The sequence below is a fragment of the Bacillus sp. FJAT-28004 genome (assembly GCF_001280845.1).
Classification (GTDB): domain Bacteria; phylum Bacillota; class Bacilli; order Paenibacillales; family Paenibacillaceae; genus Pristimantibacillus.
This window is the reverse complement of the sequence record NZ_LGHP01000002.1, coordinates 186,402-203,000: the sequence shown is the minus strand read 5'-3', so window position 1 is coordinate 203,000 and position 16,599 is coordinate 186,402. Positions and strand designations below refer to the sequence as shown.

The 16,599-nt window shown below is 46.2% G+C and carries 15 protein-coding genes; 6 read left to right on the top strand and 9 right to left on the bottom strand.

Annotated elements, in window-relative coordinates; translation table 11 throughout:
* Positions 1-374: 374 nt before the first annotated feature.
* The 3 genes from AC787_RS34890 (at position 375) to AC787_RS23260 (ending at position 1,461) form a co-directional block, all read left to right on the top strand.
* Positions 375-536 (top strand): hypothetical protein, encoded by a 162-nt coding sequence (locus tag AC787_RS34890; RefSeq protein ID WP_235561100.1) that lies wholly within the window; start codon positions 375-377, stop codon positions 534-536.
* A 476-nt stretch (positions 537-1,012) separates the two neighbouring features.
* Complete coding sequence (locus AC787_RS23265) at positions 1,013-1,210, top strand: hypothetical protein (RefSeq protein ID WP_235561099.1); 198 nt, start codon at positions 1,013-1,015, stop codon at positions 1,208-1,210.
* Between the two features lie 14 nt (positions 1,211-1,224).
* Entirely contained in the window at positions 1,225-1,461 is a 237-nt protein-coding gene (locus AC787_RS23260; protein WP_152970738.1) for a hypothetical protein, read from the top strand.
* A gap of 59 nt (positions 1,462-1,520) precedes the next feature.
* Here the strand turns inward: AC787_RS23260 and AC787_RS23255 are convergent, their stop codons facing one another.
* Positions 1,521-3,830 (bottom strand): glycosyl hydrolase family 95 catalytic domain-containing protein, encoded by a 2,310-nt coding sequence (locus AC787_RS23255; protein WP_054027361.1) that lies wholly within the window; start codon positions 3,828-3,830, stop codon positions 1,521-1,523.
* 98 nt (positions 3,831-3,928) lie between these two features.
* Here AC787_RS23255 and AC787_RS23250 point away from each other — a divergent pair, with 98 nt between their 5' ends.
* Positions 3,929-4,804: an AraC family transcriptional regulator gene (locus AC787_RS23250; RefSeq protein ID WP_054027360.1), complete on the top strand. Its 876-nt coding sequence runs from the start codon at positions 3,929-3,931 to the stop codon at positions 4,802-4,804.
* 145 nt (positions 4,805-4,949) lie between these two features.
* Here the strand turns inward: AC787_RS23250 and AC787_RS23245 are convergent, their stop codons facing one another.
* Positions 4,950-6,575, bottom strand: coding sequence for an S-layer homology domain-containing protein (locus AC787_RS23245; RefSeq protein WP_161807561.1), 1,626 nt, complete (start codon positions 6,573-6,575; stop codon positions 4,950-4,952).
* 228 nt (positions 6,576-6,803) lie between these two features.
* A complete protein-coding gene (locus AC787_RS23240) occupies positions 6,804-7,880 on the bottom strand; it encodes a peptidoglycan-binding domain-containing protein (protein WP_054027358.1) in 1,077 nt (358 codons plus the stop codon).
* Between the two features lie 215 nt (positions 7,881-8,095).
* Between AC787_RS23240 and AC787_RS23235 the strand changes: the two genes are divergently transcribed.
* Both AC787_RS23235 and AC787_RS23230 read left to right on the top strand, forming a co-directional pair.
* Positions 8,096-8,782 (top strand): response regulator transcription factor, encoded by a 687-nt coding sequence (locus AC787_RS23235; protein ID WP_054027357.1) that lies wholly within the window; start codon positions 8,096-8,098, stop codon positions 8,780-8,782.
* Positions 8,779-10,275, top strand: a complete 1,497-nt coding sequence (locus tag AC787_RS23230; RefSeq protein WP_054027356.1) for a sensor histidine kinase — start codon at positions 8,779-8,781, stop codon at positions 10,273-10,275. The genes AC787_RS23235 and AC787_RS23230 overlap by 4 nt, the downstream gene beginning before the upstream one ends.
* A gap of 62 nt (positions 10,276-10,337) precedes the next feature.
* Here the strand turns inward: AC787_RS23230 and AC787_RS23225 are convergent, their stop codons facing one another.
* The 6 genes from AC787_RS23225 to AC787_RS23200 form a co-directional block, all read right to left on the bottom strand.
* Positions 10,338-11,516 carry an acyl-CoA dehydrogenase family protein gene (locus AC787_RS23225; protein ID WP_054027355.1) on the bottom strand — a complete coding sequence of 393 codons (1,179 nt, stop codon included), beginning with the start codon at positions 11,514-11,516 and terminating at the stop codon, positions 10,338-10,340.
* Between the two features lie 59 nt (positions 11,517-11,575).
* Positions 11,576-13,189 carry an ankyrin repeat domain-containing protein gene (locus tag AC787_RS23220; protein ID WP_054027354.1) on the bottom strand — a complete coding sequence of 538 codons (1,614 nt, stop codon included), beginning with the start codon at positions 13,187-13,189 and terminating at the stop codon, positions 11,576-11,578.
* Positions 13,190-13,330: 141 nt separating this feature from the next.
* The gene (locus tag AC787_RS23215) at positions 13,331-13,891 is read right to left on the bottom strand and encodes a maltose acetyltransferase domain-containing protein (RefSeq protein ID WP_054028160.1); all 561 of its coding nucleotides are present in this window, start codon (positions 13,889-13,891) and stop codon (positions 13,331-13,333) included.
* Between the two features lie 50 nt (positions 13,892-13,941).
* Positions 13,942-14,970, bottom strand: coding sequence for an ROK family transcriptional regulator (locus tag AC787_RS23210; protein WP_054028159.1), 1,029 nt, complete (start codon positions 14,968-14,970; stop codon positions 13,942-13,944).
* 225 nt (positions 14,971-15,195) lie between these two features.
* The gene (locus AC787_RS23205) at positions 15,196-15,840 is read right to left on the bottom strand and encodes a PepSY domain-containing protein (RefSeq protein WP_054027353.1); all 645 of its coding nucleotides are present in this window, start codon (positions 15,838-15,840) and stop codon (positions 15,196-15,198) included.
* Positions 15,841-15,945: 105 nt separating this feature from the next.
* Positions 15,946-16,536 (bottom strand): PepSY domain-containing protein, encoded by a 591-nt coding sequence (locus AC787_RS23200; protein WP_054027352.1) that lies wholly within the window; start codon positions 16,534-16,536, stop codon positions 15,946-15,948.
* Between the last annotated feature and the right edge of the window lie 63 nt (positions 16,537-16,599).

The window sequence follows — 16,599 nt, the reverse complement described above, 5'->3', positions numbered from 1 at the left end:
TGAATCACTCTTAGAAACCTGCCATATACCTAAGCAAACAAAAGCTCCTAAAATGAGCAAAAGTCCGATATACGAAGCATGTGGCGGAGGTGCTAAGGATGGATGCAGCCATCCAGGCGCCTGAATGCTAACAACACCCAGTATGGAGCAAATGATGCCTATTTTAATCGGATTCGTTAATTTTTCTTTTTAAAAAATATACAAAAGGAAAGCTAGTGCTGCCGGAGTTAGGCTCGTGATGATGCCTGCTTCCGTTGCGAGCGCTGATCGCAGGCCATAAAGCATAAGTACGCGGAAGAGAAATGGCGCAACTAGATGCACAAGTGCATCTAGTTGCGCAGATTTGAAAAGTAGTTGGCGGATTAGGTGCATTTATGCGCTTAGATGAAGCTGCTGCGTTTAAGCGGGGTGCTCACATAACTAGCTTGGCTAGCCAGCTTTTTATTCTCGTTTTTTTTGAAGAGAGTGGCGGCTGGATGTGCGGGATTGTGCGGGAAGCGAGAGTGTTCCGTGTGTGCACCGCGCGTGAAGTGTGAATAAGCGCAGAAGTGCACCTATTTTTAACTAATCAGATGAAAATGGAGCAAATAGGTGCACAAGTGCATCTATTTGCGCAGATTTGAAAAGTAGTTGGCAGAATAGGTGCATTTATGCGCTTAGATGAAGCTGCTGCGGCTAAGCGGGGTGCTCACTTAGCTAGCTTGGCTAGCCAGCTTTGTATTCTCGGCTTTTTTAGGGAGTGGCGGCTGAACGCACGGGAGTGTGCGTGAAGCAAGAGTGTACCGTGCGTGTACCGTGCGTGGAGTGTGAATAAGCACAGAAGTACACCTGCTTTTAACTAATTGGCGTAACTAGGTGCACAAGTGTAGTAACATCCCGAGAAACGCTTTCAGCAGTAAAAATAAAAAATCCTTTCTCCCGACTCGGAGCGTTGATTTGCCATTTCGCATCAGAATCGGCGTTCGATTTCATCTCGTTTCGTACCGGCCTTCCAGCACTGAATCTATTTCCTATGAAAAAATGGGGCTCCATTCTGCAAAAAGTATGTATGGATTCCTCCATTGCTGAATTAGGGTATGGAGATCCCTCTGGCGATTTGGAATTACGCCGTCTGTTAGCCAAACAACTGTGGATATCAAGAGGAGTCATCAGCAAGCCGGAACAAATAATTATTACGAACGGAGACGCCAGCTCCTCCTTGAAGCTCTAAACGACCAAATAGACATGCCATATCGGATATGTGGCCGAGCGGCCGGATTGCATTTAGTCGTTCAGTTTGACGAGCAGCTTCCGGATCAATTCATGAACCGACTGAAAGAAGAGTCCATATTTGCAGCCTTATTGCCTAATAACCGGATACTGCTTGGATATGGACATCTAAATGATCAACAAATTTATGAGGGCGTCCAACGAATAGGCAAAGCTTTCAAGCGCAGTACGGTTTCATCAGAGAAAATCTAACAAAACAAAGAAACCAGCTGCACCCTTCAATAAGTGCAGCTGGTTTCTTTGATTAAACTCTACAAGCTCGGAGTAAGCACGTACTCGCTTCCAGCACTAACCGTCCATGATACGAGCCCCTCTTTGTTGATTACGTCTTTCACCTCGTGACCATCTCTCATCACCACTAGCGAGCTGCTGCTTTGAACGATACAGCTATTAGCTGCAGACGCTCGAATACGTGCTTCAGCAAGCAAGCCATTTGACCAACGAATATCAACCTCGAAGCCACCTCTTGCACGAAGGCCAGTCACTTCTCCATCTACCCATGCCTCAGGCAATGCTGGCAATACATGAAGACTTCCCGCATGACATTGAAGCAGCATTTCCGTTATGCCTGCTGCACCGCCGAAATTCCCATCTATTTGGAAAGGAGGATGATTATCAAATAGATTTGGCAGTGTTGAATGGCCTAGCAGCTCTTGCACATTAACATACGCCTTCTCGCCATCCTCAAGTCTTGCCCAGAAATTAATAATCCAAGCTCTGCTCCAGCCCGTATGACCGCCGCCGCTCGCAAGCCTTCGATCTAGTGTTACTCTTGCAGCTGCTGCCCATTCTGGCGTTCCTCTGACTGTAAAGCGCTTGCCGGGATGCAGTGCGAACAAATGTGAGATATGACGGTGTCCAGGCTCCGCTTCCTCGTAATCCTCCATCCATTCTTGAATTTGCCCATGCTTGCCGATAGCAGGCTCCGGCAAACGGGCTCTTATATTCTCCCATTGCTGCTGCTCTGATGGGTAGATGCCGAGCGTTTTCGCTGCTTCTGCGCATGCCGTAAACAATTCATATAAAATTTGACTGTCCATCGATGCACCGATGCATAGCGTACCGGACTGTCCGCTTGGCAATACGTATGTATTCTCCGGAGAAACAGAAGGATTCAAAACGAGCAAACCATTCTCCGTTTCCGTCAAGAAATCCACAAAAAATTGTGCCGACTCCTTTAAAGTCGGATATATGCGTTCAAGAAAAGCGTTATCGAGCCCGTACTCGTAATGCTCCCACAAGTGTAGGCAAAGCCAAGCAGCACCAAGAGTCCAGTATGATGCTGGTAAATAAATATCTTGAGGAGCAGTATCGCCCCAAATGTCGGTATTATGGTGAGCAACAAAACCTCCACAATCGTACATCGCTTTGGCGGTTATCCTCCCAGGTTCACGCATCCGTTCAATTAAATCAAATAATGGCTCATGGCATTCAGCTAGATTGCCCGCTTCTGCCGGCCAATAATTCATTTGCGTATTAATATTTATCGTATATTTGCTATCCCAAGGCGGCAGCATTTTCTCGTTCCAGATGCCTTGCAAATTGGCAGGCAGCGATCCTTGCCGACTGCTCGATATTAGCAAGTAACGGCCAAATTGATAGTATAAAGCCATTAATCCTACATCAGCCTTGCCCTCTTGGACTAACCTCAATCGCTCATTTGTAGGCACATCGGCAACACTCGAACGCGCAGCATCCGTTAAACGAAGCTTCACCCTCGCTGATAATGAGGTGAAATCCTGAATATGGCGAGCTTTCAGCACTTCATAGCTCATTAAAGCTGCCCTCTCGCCTGTTCGCAAGACATATGCCTCCGGATCAACATGGCGAAAAGATGTTGCTGCAGTTAGTACAAGTGTTACGCTATTGGCGCCTTCCACGATGAGATGCTCGCCAATTATAGACACTGAGCCGCCATCCGCAACCGCGCGCAAAGCAGTTCGGAATTCAGAGCCACCTGAACCGCCGCACATCCCGCGCATCACGATCGTATTCTCATCTGCTTTCACCAGCTCATCATAGTAACGATTGCTACCGCGCAGCAAACGAGCTGTAAAGCTGATGTTTCCAGGTTGGTCCGCTGTCAGTCTTGTAATCAGCGCTTCGTCAGGGAAACTCGCGAACGTTTCACGATGATAGCTAACTTCTCCCTTCTTGTATTGTACGGTGGCAAGGCCATTTGTTAGATCAAGTGCACGGACATAATCGCGCTCACTCTCATCCGTTTGGTACCTGCAGCTTATCTGCAAGTCTCCAAGCGGCATATAATGGCGCTGCGTCTCGGGTACACCGGATAATGCCATCGCGGATAGTTCATGTGCCTCGTGCAGCCGTCCCTCTATGAGAAGCTCCCGAATGATCGGCAAATGCTTCAGCGCATCTGGATTGTTACGATCACGCGGCCCGCCGTACCAGACGCTGTCTTCATTCAAAGCAATTCGTTCATTCCGAGTATCTCCAAATACCATGCCGCCCAGCTTTCCGTTGCCTACAGGCAAAGCTTCCTCCCATACGGAGGCAGCTTGTTTGTACCACAAACGATTTTCTTCATGAGACGCCATCTTCCATTCCCCTTTTCATATCCTAATCTTTTATTTATCAGAACAATCCATTACTATATTAGTAATTCCTCAAAAAACATCGGATGGCGGTGCCGCAGGTGAATAGAACAAGCGAACAAAATGCATTATCCGATTTGCTGCAATCGCTGCAGTTGAATTTGCTAATGGCGCATAAAACGCAAGTATCCTTTAATTGGGGAGAAACGGAATCCGTTCCCGAATACAATAAGCTGTATTTTATTTGTGAGGGAGATGGCTGGATTCGAATCGGCAACGATGATTATTATCCTAAGCCAGGACAGTTGTTTCTAACTCCTGCTCATACAACCGTTTCCTTCTCTACCTTAAACAATCGACCTTACTTAAAATATTGGTGCCACTTCAATATCATGGCGGGCCCTCTTGATCTATTTCAGTGGATTGGCGTTCCTCTTTGCATCAACTTGGAGGATGTGAGCAGCATGACAGGTTTGTTCCAAGAGCTGATTGCATGGCATGCACAAGACTCTATCGTCGCCAGGCTGCGCGAGAAAGCTGTGCTGCTTGAAATCGTAAGCTGCTTCCTTGAATCCGTTCCGATTCAAGTGCTTCAGCACCGGACAGAGGAAATGAACCGATTGCGAGTCATTCAGCAATATGTGGACAGCCGACTTCATACGAGCATTAGCATCGACCAAATGGCCGAGTCCGTCCATCTTCATCCGAACTATTTCAGTTCCTATTTCAAAAAACATTTCGGCCTGCCGCCGCTTAAATACGTCAGCCGCAAACGAACGGATCGTGCCAAGCAGCTTTTAACGACAACCTCGCTTAGTATTAAGGAAGTTGCGGATCAATCCGGCTTTAAAGAAACGAATCATTTCACGAAATTTTTCCGCAAAGAAACGAGTCTCACCCCCACCGATTATCGGGCAGCCTACTCGGACCAAAGGTTACTTCCTCCCGCTAATATCATTATAAAAGCGCATTCATAAAGTAACGATGTAAGAAACTAAGGTATAAGGGTATAAAACTAAGGACCTGACTTCACTAGTTACAAAAAAATAGGACGGAGCAGCCATAAAGCACTGTTCAGTCCTATTTTCACATGCTCTGTATTTCATTCGTTTAACGTCGAGTCTACTTATAAAAGGAAGAGATCACTGTCCAATCTTTATCCGTCAGCTGATTGATCTGCCAAACCGCAACACCGCGCAGTCCAAAATCTTTCGCTAAACGCATTTTGGCTTGAATGCTCTGCTCATTCTCATACCAAAGCAGGTGCGAGCCTCTATCATCAGTAAACGTGATTTGATTCAAAAAGTACGGCAGTGACATGACAGATTTTGTACCGGCAGCAGCTAATCGGCTTTCTACTGCGGCAATCGACGGTGAGCGGAAAAATTCAACGGTTCCGTCTACCCTTGTTGTCCATTGGTTAGCTTGTTTGGATATACCTAGCAGCAGCTTATCTGCTGGGATATACGATAGTATATCACGTACAGAATCGCCCACTAGTGTAAGCGGAGCAGATGGCAGCCCATCTTCTGCATAGGTAAACTCATAGGCCATTAGGACAACCTGATCCGCTAGCTCACCTATCTGCTTATAATCATAGCCATGATAATAATAGGATGGCGGAACGACAACGGTCATTGATACTTCATTGCTTAGATTTTCCTTGATGCCACGGAGCAGCTCCATGAGCGGCTCTTTGTACGTTGCAGGTATAAGGCCTTCAAAGTCAATGGCTACCCGGTCAAAACCGTACAAAGGATTAGCGATAACCTCACCCACGGAAGCAGCAAATACTTTGCGAGCTTCAGCGTCCAATAAAAATTCGCCTAGCTTTGATAGAGTAGTATTCCCAAAGATCATCAACGTCTTCGTAGACTTGCTTGCCTCTGCCGCAGTAATGGTCTGTTTCCAATCACTCGGCGGTGAAAAGGCAACGGATGCTTTACCTTCTCCTTGGTAATCAAGTTTCGCCCAATCAAAGATAACCTCATCAGTCGCTGCGAATCGTTCCTGTTTTTTGTAAGGTCCACCTGCAGCATAAAAAACTGAAACCTCGAGCTGATGTTCTTTACTGCGGAAGCCGATCATCCGATCCACAATTGCCGCTGCTTCGCGGCGCGATAATGATTTTTTCGGAAGAAATAAGCCATTATTGTCACCTTGCATAATGGAATCCGCATAAGTCCTTAGCACGTAAGGAGCGAGTACCTTATCCATTTGATTCATATCTCCAAAGGAGGCTTGCTTGCTAGCTTCCAGCCAGCCTGCTTCTAACCACTGTTGCTTCTCTTCTGCGGTTTTTTCTTGCAGCAGCGCAAAGGCAGTTAATGCCGCTACTTCCTCACGCTTGATGCTTTGACTAGGACTAAATTTCCCATTAACGATAAGTAAATCCAACCAGCCAGCATCATATGCCGACTTAATGAAGCTGTAGGACCAGCGATCTTTGGCTACGTCAGAGAGCTGTGCTCGCTTCTCTTTATCTACCACTGGTTTAACAGATTCTACTAACAGCTTAACGAACGCCTCTCTCGTAAGCTCAGCATTCGGCCGAAATGATCCGTCCGCATATCCAGAAACGACGCCTAGAGCGACTAACCGATAAATAGATTCGGCTGCCCAATCCTTCTCCGGCACATCGCGATAAGGTTTTAATTGCGCATCATAAGCAAACGCCTGCATAACTGTTCCCAACATAAACAACATTAAAATTCCAATAAGCATTGTCGTTTTTCCCCGTAACCTCACGACATCCCTCTCCCTTAAGAGCATAGCTGCTACTCTATTTAATTATTCGATAGAATCATATCCTAAATCCCATAAAAAGTCTAACAGATCCAAGTTATGGTGGGTTCGTTGTGATTGATATTAGGTAATTAAACGCTGCAATCTTTTTTATGCAGATACCACTGGCAAAGCAAAAAGGACCTCACTCTGTGAGGTCCTTTTTGCTTCTAATTCTATGCAACGAGCTGCTTACTGCTGACTTCCATTTGGACCTTGGTTTTCCTTTTGAGCGCCGCCTTTGCCTTGATTCTCAGAAGGACCGCTGTTGCCTTGGTTGTTGGAGTTGCCTCCTCCAATTCCTTGATTGTTGTTTTGGCCTCCGCCAATGCCGCCGCCTTTACCACGGTTTTCTCCTTGACCTCCGCCAATGCCGCCGCCTTTACCACGGTTTTCTCCTTGGCCACCGCCAATGCCGCCRCCTTTACCACGGTTTTCTCCTTGGCCACCACCAATGCCGCCGCCTTTGCCACGGTTTTCTTCTTGGCCTCCGCCAAATCCGCCGCCTTTGCCACGGTTTTCTCCTTGGCCTCCGCCAAATCCGCCGCCTTTGCCTTGGCCTTGACCTGCACCGCCGCCTGCACCGCCACCAGCTCCGCCACCAGCTCCGCCGCCTGCACCGCCACCTGCTCCGCCGCCTGCACCGCCACCTGCTCCGCCACCTGCTCCGCCGCCTGCACCGCCACCTGCTCCGCCGCCTGCACCGCCACCTGCTCCGCCGCCAGCACCGCCACCTGCGCCGCCGCCTGCTCCGCCGCCTGCACCGCCACCAGCTCCGCCGCCTGCTCCGCCACCAGCTCCGCCACCTGCACCGCCACCTGCACCGCCGCCTGCACCGCCACCAGCTCCGCCGCCTGCACCTGCACCATTACCAATTCCTTTTGCTTTCACATTAGATTTCGCTTTGCTCTTAGCTTTTGTTCCTGCTTTCTTCTCAGAATAGGAATAGGAAATCGATTGAAGCGTTTTAATATCTACGGCCCCTGTTGAAGGCAAGCCATGTGTTTTTTGATAATATTTTACGCCGCGGACCGTAGATGGCCCATACCGACCGTCAATCTTACCTGAATAGCTGCCAAGTGATTTCAGCATGCCCTGAATAACATATACGTCCGGACCCTTTGCATTTTTACCAATTGCTTGTCCAACATTGGCCATACTGAACATCACAGTAATTGCGAGCAGCGCTGCACCTATGTACCTTGCAGCACGCCTCCCAATCTTATTGCTTTTTTCATTCGTTCCTATTGCATCTTTCTTTTGTTGCATGCAAAATACACCATCCTTTTTATTTATTAATTTTAACACCCACTTACTATCCCCAATTATTTGATTTCATCCCAGCTCATTCAAAAAAAAATCAGTTAACTGAAGAAGCCATTACTGTAACCACGCTGAAAGTTTGCTGAAATTCTCGTTAATAAGGTGCATCTTTTGCCCAAAAGCCCGATAATAGATGGGTATACTGTGAAAGGGGTTTGAACATGACATCCTTTAAAGGAATTAAAATATTGATTGTTGATGATGAACCGAATATTGTGCAGTTTCTAGAGCTTGGATTGATCAATGAAGGGTTTGAAATTCGAGTCGCTTTGGATGGAGAATCAGCACTTCAGGAAGCAAGCGCATTCCAACCTCATGTCGTCATTCTTGATGTGATGATGCCGGGACTGAACGGATTTGAAGTGTGCGAAGCACTCCGGGCAACTGGAGATAACATGGCTATCATTATGCTCACTGCAAAGGATGAGGTTGAAGATCGCGTCAAAGGTTTAACACTTGGGGCAGACGACTATCTCGTGAAGCCCTTCAGCTTCAGTGAACTGATTGCACGCATTGGTGCAAGGCTTCGTAACCAGTTCCCTAATTTGCTTGGAGAAGCCATTTATGGACCTTTTCGACTTGATGACCGCCGTAAGGAACTCGTTTATTTGGAACAGGTGCTTGAGCTTTCGCCTACCGAATATGAGCTGCTGCGGTTTATCATTTTGAACAATGGTATCGTGCTCAGCAAATCACTGATTTTGGACAAGGTGTGGGGCTATCAATTCGGCGGGGAAGAAAATATCGTCGAAGTATATATCCGCTCGCTTCGTGAGAAATTAAATGACAAAGAACATCGGCTTATTCGAACACTTCGGGGTGCTGGCTATCGGTTGGACTTGTCATGAGCAAATATAGATTAGCTTCAATGACTCGGATTTTTGCCCCTCGCTCCCTCCGTTATCAACTATTATTCCGCTCCCTGCTCATATTAGCGGTCTTATTTCTGTTGATCGGCGTTCTTCAGTACATTTTTATGAAGGATTTTGTTTTTCAAAATAAAGCAGAATCCTTGCAATCACAAATTATGGCTATGCCGAAGGAATGGTTTACAGACGGCACAGTCCCGCCAGATAGACATCAGCGTGACCCGCGAGATTCACCAATGTTCTATCAACCGGGTTTGTCTATCGTCCTTATCGATCCAAACGGTGTCACGACTGACTTATCCAAGGATACCGAGGTGAACGCACCGCTTCTATCCGCAGAGGGATATGAGCAGATTAGAACTCAACTTCAAGCACATAAAAATATCGAGTATAAAATAATGAACAACGCTGAAGGAATAGAACAGCTCGTCGTCTACCGAATGGCTGGACCGCCAAACAAAGCTCAGGGCATCATTCAAGTGAGTACTGTAACAGATTCCCTTAAACAGCTGCTTATGACTCAGCTAGCCATATTCGCTGGACTGTCCATACTCGCACTTACTGCCGGACTCGCACTCTATTTGCCTCTGCTTCGCCGTACACTTCGCCCCTTGTCACGCGTTGTTACGGCCGCAGAGCAAACCGATGCGGGCAGCTTAACCAAGCGAATTCCAGCCAGCCAAGGACAAGAGGAAATTGATCGATTATCCGATGCATTTAATGGAATGCTTGAGCGATTGGAGCATTCATTCGAAATCGAGCGAAAAACAACTACAAAGATGCGTCGTTTCGTGGCGGACGCCTCACATGAACTTCGCACGCCGCTTACTTCTATCCACGGGTTTCTTGAAGTGCTGCTGCGCGGAGCTGCTGCAAATCCAGATCAGCTTTATCGTGCTCTGAGCAGCATGTTTCTCGAATCTAATCGCATTAACAAGCTTGTTGAAGATTTACTCGTGCTGGCGAAGCTGGATCAAGACCCACTCCTGCAGCTCGCTGATACGAAGCTAGATGAGCTTCTGATAGAGATGGAACCGCAATTGCAATTGCTTGCGGGCAGCCGAAAGATTGCGTTTACTCTCGCTCCTCATGTCAGAGGTCAGTTTCATGCAGACAAGCTCAAACAGGTCATATTGAATTTATTTCTCAACGCTATACAACATACGGATTCAGAATCAGGGTTGATCCGCATCTCCCTTGCCCAGCACAATAATCAAGCTGAATTAATCATTTCTGACAATGGTTCAGGCATTCAAGCTGCACATTTACCCCATTTATTCGAGCGCTTTTACCGAAGTGAAACTTCTAGAACACGGAAAAATGGCGGTGCAGGTCTTGGCCTCGCCATTACGAAATCAATTGTAGATGCCCATAAGGGAACAATTATAGTCGATAGTCAACCCGGATCGGGCACGACATTCCGAATCCTCCTTCCAACCGCTCCTCCGAGTCAGATCAACATTCGAGATTAACTCTACGTTGAAACCGCAATAAGCCTAGTGGCATCTCGCACTAGGCTTATTAGTCGATTTTTCTACTGCTCCGCTAACGCCCGCTGAGCAAGTCCATTTAGCGTAATATCATCCATCGGTGGATTATGTAAGCCGGCGCGAACATCACGATACATTCTCTCAAGCGGCAGCTTGCGAGACAAGCTAGCTCCGCCGACAATTCTCATTGCAAGGTCAACAATTCGAACCGCTGAATTAGTCGCCACATATTTAACTAAACCGAGCTCCGGCTTTAATCCAGTCCGCCCCTCCGGTCCCCGGTCCCAACGATCTGCCACACTGTAGAGAAGGGTGCGCGCTGTTATAAGCTCCGCTTCCATCTCTCCAATTTGCCGCTGAATCGTTGGTAGCTCAGAAATCGGACCAGGCAAGCTATTCGGTCGGTAGTTTTTCGCAAAGTTTATAGCAAAATCACGAGCCGCATGCGCAATTCCGATATAACATGCAGGAATATGTAGAAGCGTACCACCATCGAATGGGGTCTCACCGTTTCGTTTAATTACCGCTCCACTGAGGGTGTCCCCATCGGGTACAAACACTTGATCCAGAACAAGGTCATGGCTTCCCGTCGCTCGCATGCCGAGCGTATCCCATGTTTCTTCGATACTTATTCCTGTACCCATTGGGATAAAAAACTCGCCTACACGATTTTCTTCTTCCATCCATGCAGATACAGTGAAATACGATACATCGGGACTGAGCGTACTATATGTCTTACGTCCGTTTATAAAATAGCCCCCAGCCGCTTTAATGGCTGTCGTTTCCGGCTTCCCGCCTCTGCTTGGGCTGCCCGTTGCACGCTCGCTGGCAAAATGATTGATCGTAGCGCCTTTACTGACAACCTCTTTGCAAAAGCTCGCATACAAGTCTTCCGGCCATGAACGTTTTATCCGAAGCTGCATTACCTGTCCTAAATGCCAGCCGGCGGCAAGTGCCGTAGATCCGTCACCGCGTGCCAAATGATCCTGTGCAAGCACGAATTCATATAATGAAGCATCATCCCCGCCATACTCCTTCGGCACAGTAAGTTTCAAATACCCAAACTCCCGCATATTTGCAAAGTTGTCATGAGGAAAGGATCCCTCCCTATCATGCTTCGCCGATCTTTCCGCAAACATGCTCGCCAATTGGTCCGCTATTGCGACGATCGCAGCTTCCCGTTCATTGCGAATGAACCGATCCGTTTGTCCTATCAAATACATATGATTGTCGCACCTCCTATCCCAATTTTCACAAATATATCGAAATCGTTCCTATCCGTTTATACTTTTCTCTCCAAAATATCGATTATGGCAGTGTGTCCTCTCCGTTTAGCCCATGCAAGTGGTTGTGACCACAATTGATCTACTGGCAGGCCGCGATTTGCGCCTTTGGTCAGTAAATACTGGAACATCTCCACTCTCCCATATTTCGCTGCCCAACCGAGCGGCGTAGAATTGTATTCTTCATCGATAGCATTAAGGTCAGCTCCGAACTCAATGAGCAATTGAGCAAACTCTAAGTTTCCCAGATAGACTGCTTTATGGAGATAGGTAACACCTAACCAATTTGAGTGATTGGGGTCAGCCCCCGACTCTAATAGAAACTTAACCATTTCAGCTCCTGAATCAATGGCATATCCCATGTAATTATTGGCGTACCACGGGCCATTTAATTCCGCACCGCTGCGTATTAGCATTTTGACAATTTCCCTGTGCCCCTCCCCCACAGCCATACACAACGGACCGTAGTCACCGCCTGTATTAACCAAGGCTGGATTAGCGGCAATGATCTCTCCTACCAAATCCACTCTTCCCAAAAAACAGGCCGAATCAAGGCTCATCGAAGCCCCATAAGTATAGAGCAATTTGGCCAATGAATGGTTGCCTCTACTTGTGGCTATGTATAGACAATTACCACTGGATTCTACTACGCCGTTCGGATCCGCTCCATACTCCAGCAGCAGCTTGGCACAGTCCTCATAATTGCCCTTAGCGGCAGCCCATAGCGCACTTCCATGCGGAGCATCTTTTTCTTCTGCAATCGGGTCGGCTCCCTGTTCTAGCAAGAGCTTAACCGTAACGGTATGCCCATATTTGGACGCATAGCCCAATGGCCTTTTGCCTACCGAGTTTTTTGCATTAACCAGCGATGGATCCTTTTGTAGAAAGGAAGCAACCTGCTCGGCATCACCAATTGAGGAGGCCGTCCAAATATCATATGCCGCCCCGCGAGCTACCAAATATCCACCGAGGAACCATTCATTACGCATTGCCTTCTCGCTCAAGTCCCGATTGCTTCTAAACCAGTAATCCCCTTCGAAAACAACTTGCAAAGGTGTAGCCCCATCCATTCTCTTTGCGCGCAGATCCGCACCTCTATGAATCAGGCTGTCGATAAGCGGAAGATCCCGAGTAAGCACGGCCCAGTGGAGAGGGGTATTTCCCCGCTCATCACTTGAATGAATCATTTCCGGCGATGTGTCCAATACCCTCAAAGCTTCCTCTTTCTGCCCCTTAGTTATCAATTTCATAAGTTCGCTGCCACCAAGTGACACATTATAATTTTGTGTAAGATGCTGATTTATAATATTTACGATTTCTTCGTAACCTCGGTCTTTTGCCTTTGTCAAAAGATCGTCCGACCATCCTATTGGACTCTTGGTTAATTCCGCTCCGTGCTCCAATAAAAGTTGGACTGCGTCAGTGTGCCCTGACCTAACGGCAAAGTGTATCGGTGAAAAATATCCCCAAACGCAGTTAGCAAGCTCCGAATCTTCATTCAGCAGTTCTTTCAAAGATGCTAGGTCTCCACGAAGAGCAAAGATTAATAGATTTCTCTTGTTTTCTTCAATATCCGAAAGGTCATAGCCGTTAAACGCATCTATCCGTTCCATTTTCGTTCCTCCATGGATGAATTAGTCGTTATATGAAATTTCCTCGCTATTCTTATATTTCTGATTATAAACGTAAAAGACCCGAAGGATGGACACTTTTTTCAAAGTGACTTCATTTCGGGTCTTTGTTCATTAGTTCATCTATTCCTCAATCTGTTTAATGATTCTCGCAGGGTTTCCGCCAACTAGAACATTGTCTGGAACGTCTTTTGTAACAACAGAACCAGAAGCGACCACAACATTATTGCCAATTGTAACGCCAGGGTTGATGACGGATCTCCCGCCGATCCAGACATTATGACCGATCTTTACCGGTTTTCCATATTCTAGCCCCGTTATGCGCACCTTTGCATTCAACGGGTGAGTTGCTGTATAAATGTGAACCCCTGGTGCAAGGAAACAATTATCACCGATCCGTATTTCACACACATCCAAAAATACACAATCAAAATTCGCATAAAAGTTTTCACCAATATGTGTGTTGTAGCCATAATCACAACGTAAGGTTGGTTCGATGAATAGATTTTCCCCTGTTGAACCGAATAATTCTTTGAGCAGCTCCGTTCTTTTGTCAACTTCCGTTTCAAGTGTTTGATTGAATAACCGTGTTAATCTACGAGCGTTTAAAAATTCTTTTCGTAATTCCGGATCGCTTCCAAGATAAAGCTCTCCATTCAACATTTTCTCTTTTTCTGTTTTCATTCCGTACCACTCCATTTCGAATTTCTCTCTTTTTCCAAAAATAATCCGTTCTAAATCTTCGCTCTAGAGATCATTAGATCAAGTCCAAGATGCTTTAATCCGTGTAAATAATCCTGTTTCCAATCGCTTGTTGTAAGCTCCGGCAAATGTTCTTTCGGGACGTACGCTGCGCTTCTTAGTGCTACTTTGTCTTTAAATGACGTGTTTATTTCATCGTTGTAAAAAATAATCGTGTGAGGGTTTATTGTCGCTGTAAAAGAAGCTACCAACCGACTAATAGCATCAATCTTTTTCTCTTCATGTTGATTTGCTGTTTCCGTTCCGCTCCCACTGTCCAAAGCTTGCAGAAAGTTTTTGTCATCATACTGAGGAACGAATGAGACTTCCCCAGAGAAAAAAGTACTTCCTCGCACCACATCACCATTAATCATAATGCCGGCACCGGGACCATTTTGACCCAAATACAAGTAGACTAAGGAGGGATTGTCTTGATTATGCTTTTTATTGTAACCAAGGACTGCTGCATTCATATCGTTCTCTACGACTACAGGTATCGATAATCGTTCTTCAAAGTACCCCTTCAAATCAAAATTATGAAAGTGCTCGTAGCTCGGAATATGTATAATTCGACCATTATTAACCGATCCTGGAACACCAATGGCTATCGAACTGATTTTAGGATATTTTAAAATGATGTTTTCAATATGATTAGTTAAACTTAAAACATCATCCATAAGGACACTCGAAGTATGACCTTGCTCTTTCACTTCTCCTAAACAATTAAAGACAGTATAGTTTGTTTCTGTTTTTTCCAAAAAAATAGCCAAACCGAGCATATACTCTGGATTATAGGTATATCTCTTTGCTCTTCTTCCACCGCTAGAATGATCAAGACCAACTAATAGCAGCTCCCCGTCTTTCTCCATTTGCGTCAGGAACTTACTAATCGTAGGGAAGCTGATTCCCAGTTTCTGGCTGAGCTCAACCTTCGTTGCGCTCCCCTCTGCCAAAAGCGCTGTACGAATACCATGTAGGATCACTTTCTTCAATTCTTTTGGAGTTGCAAGCAACTCATTCATCATGATCACCGCCTCATAGCACCATGCTTATTAAATGCGTTTAATAAGTCAACCTGATAATAACAGAATTTTTGAGCAAAGAAAAGAATGGAACAATCAGTTGGCATTCTCTATGGAGTTGAAAAACAACAAGGCACCTTCCCCAATCATCTGGGAAAGGTGCCTTCAATTTTTCAAATATATAATCTACAACACATGATTCCAATATCGTGTCCAAGCTCAGCATTAATCTCTGTCATCTTGATCATCGTCTTGATCGTCTTGATCGTCTTGATCATCTTGGTCATCATCGTTATAATCGTCATCGTCATTTAGGTCGTCATCATAATCGATTGAGATCAGCTTGCCGCTAAGCGCAGCGAGTTCCACCTCGGCAATCCCCTTGCTTGTTTTAATCTTCACTTCGATTTTCTTCATGCCATCGTCCCATTCGGTTTTCGTGTTCACGACGTCGCCTTTAACCTCAGCAACTGCCAGTTTCTTCGCTTGCTCAACCGTTATTTCTTTTCCACTGCCAGTTGAAGTATCGGAAGGATTGGATGATGTGGACGGAGTCGATGAAGTTTGTTTTCTATCATCATCATCGTCATCTTCATGTATCGAAACGACCTTGCCTGTTACGGCATCCACGTCGATATCGACCTCTCTCCCCGTACCGTCTGACTTGCGAACTTCAATTTCATAAATAGCTGTCATATGTTCGCGATCCAGCTCCACTTCCGTTATATGACCGGGTACAGCTTTGAGTACGATCGCCGTAGCCTTCTCTTTGCCAATGTAGGTTCCAGTCGATTCCGCAGCTACTGCTGCTCCCGCTCCTCCAAGTACAGCGATGACTGCTAATCCGATAATGATGCTTTTCTTTTTCATTCAAGTCCATCCTCTCTAATGGCTATTCTCTTCTTACTTCTACACTTTACCCGTGTAATCTAAGAGAACCATTACAGCAACATTAGAATTTGATGATAAAATAAGTTAATCATCATTAGATTGATCGTCATCATCCCATGTAACGGATACGACAGAACCAGATGCTGCATGCAGTTGTACGGTCGCTTCCCGTCCGTCTGCGGTTTCTATTTCAACGAAATAATACCACTTGCCCCTCGAGTCCTCCAGTTCGACTTCCTTTACGCTACCCTTTACCTTTTTGAGTGCCGTATCGGAAGCTTCCTTTTCCGTCAATATTACAGAAGGATTAGACGTTGGCGACGGATTTGGCGAAGGTGTTGCTTCAACTAGCGGCGGAGCAGGAGTAGGATCTTGATTCGAGTCCGGATACCGCTCAAGCATTCGGATAGAAGCGATTACTGCTTGATTCCGATCAACCTTCAACTCATAGAGTCCTTGCTTGTTTTTCAATTGGATCACATAGCCGTCTCCCTGCTCGGCTACGTCCAAGATATCCCCTTTATAATAATGGAGTACGGTTTGGCGTGCAGCTTCTTCCGAGACTTGGCTATCTTTATTGGTATCCCACCTCCATAATGCGGTAATCCCCAGCACCGCTGCAAGCAATAACAGCGCCGCCGCCCACCTAATCCAACTGTTCTTTCGAGTAGTCATATTTTCCCCGCCAATCCCTTTTTGCCATAGCTTACATGTTTAACATTACAATTTAATGAGAAT

Excerpts from the sequence above, each read along its gene's own strand:
- AC787_RS34890 (WP_235561100.1), top strand. The coding sequence starts at position 375 with ATGCGCTTAGATGAAGCTGCTGCGTTTAAGCGGGGTGCTCACATAACT.
- AC787_RS23265 (WP_235561099.1), top strand. The coding sequence starts at position 1,013 with ATGAAAAAATGGGGCTCCATTCTGCAAAAAGTATGTATGGATTCCTCC.
- AC787_RS23260 (WP_152970738.1), top strand. The coding sequence starts at position 1,225 with ATGCCATATCGGATATGTGGCCGAGCGGCCGGATTGCATTTAGTCGTT.
- AC787_RS23255 (WP_054027361.1), bottom strand. The coding sequence starts at position 3,830 with ATGGCGTCTCATGAAGAAAATCGTTTGTGGTACAAACAAGCTGCCTCC.
- AC787_RS23235 (WP_054027357.1), top strand. The coding sequence starts at position 8,096 with ATGACATCCTTTAAAGGAATTAAAATATTGATTGTTGATGATGAACCG.
- AC787_RS23230 (WP_054027356.1), top strand. The coding sequence starts at position 8,779 with ATGAGCAAATATAGATTAGCTTCAATGACTCGGATTTTTGCCCCTCGC.
- AC787_RS23225 (WP_054027355.1), bottom strand. The coding sequence starts at position 11,516 with ATGTATTTGATAGGACAAACGGATCGGTTCATTCGCAATGAACGGGAA.
- AC787_RS23220 (WP_054027354.1), bottom strand. The coding sequence starts at position 13,189 with ATGGAACGGATAGATGCGTTTAACGGCTATGACCTTTCGGATATTGAA.
- AC787_RS23215 (WP_054028160.1), bottom strand. The coding sequence starts at position 13,891 with ATGAAAACAGAAAAAGAGAAAATGTTGAATGGAGAGCTTTATCTTGGA.
- AC787_RS23210 (WP_054028159.1), bottom strand. The coding sequence starts at position 14,970 with ATGAATGAGTTGCTTGCAACTCCAAAAGAATTGAAGAAAGTGATCCTA.
- AC787_RS23205 (WP_054027353.1), bottom strand. The coding sequence starts at position 15,840 with ATGAAAAAGAAAAGCATCATTATCGGATTAGCAGTCATCGCTGTACTT.
- AC787_RS23200 (WP_054027352.1), bottom strand. The coding sequence starts at position 16,536 with ATGACTACTCGAAAGAACAGTTGGATTAGGTGGGCGGCGGCGCTGTTA.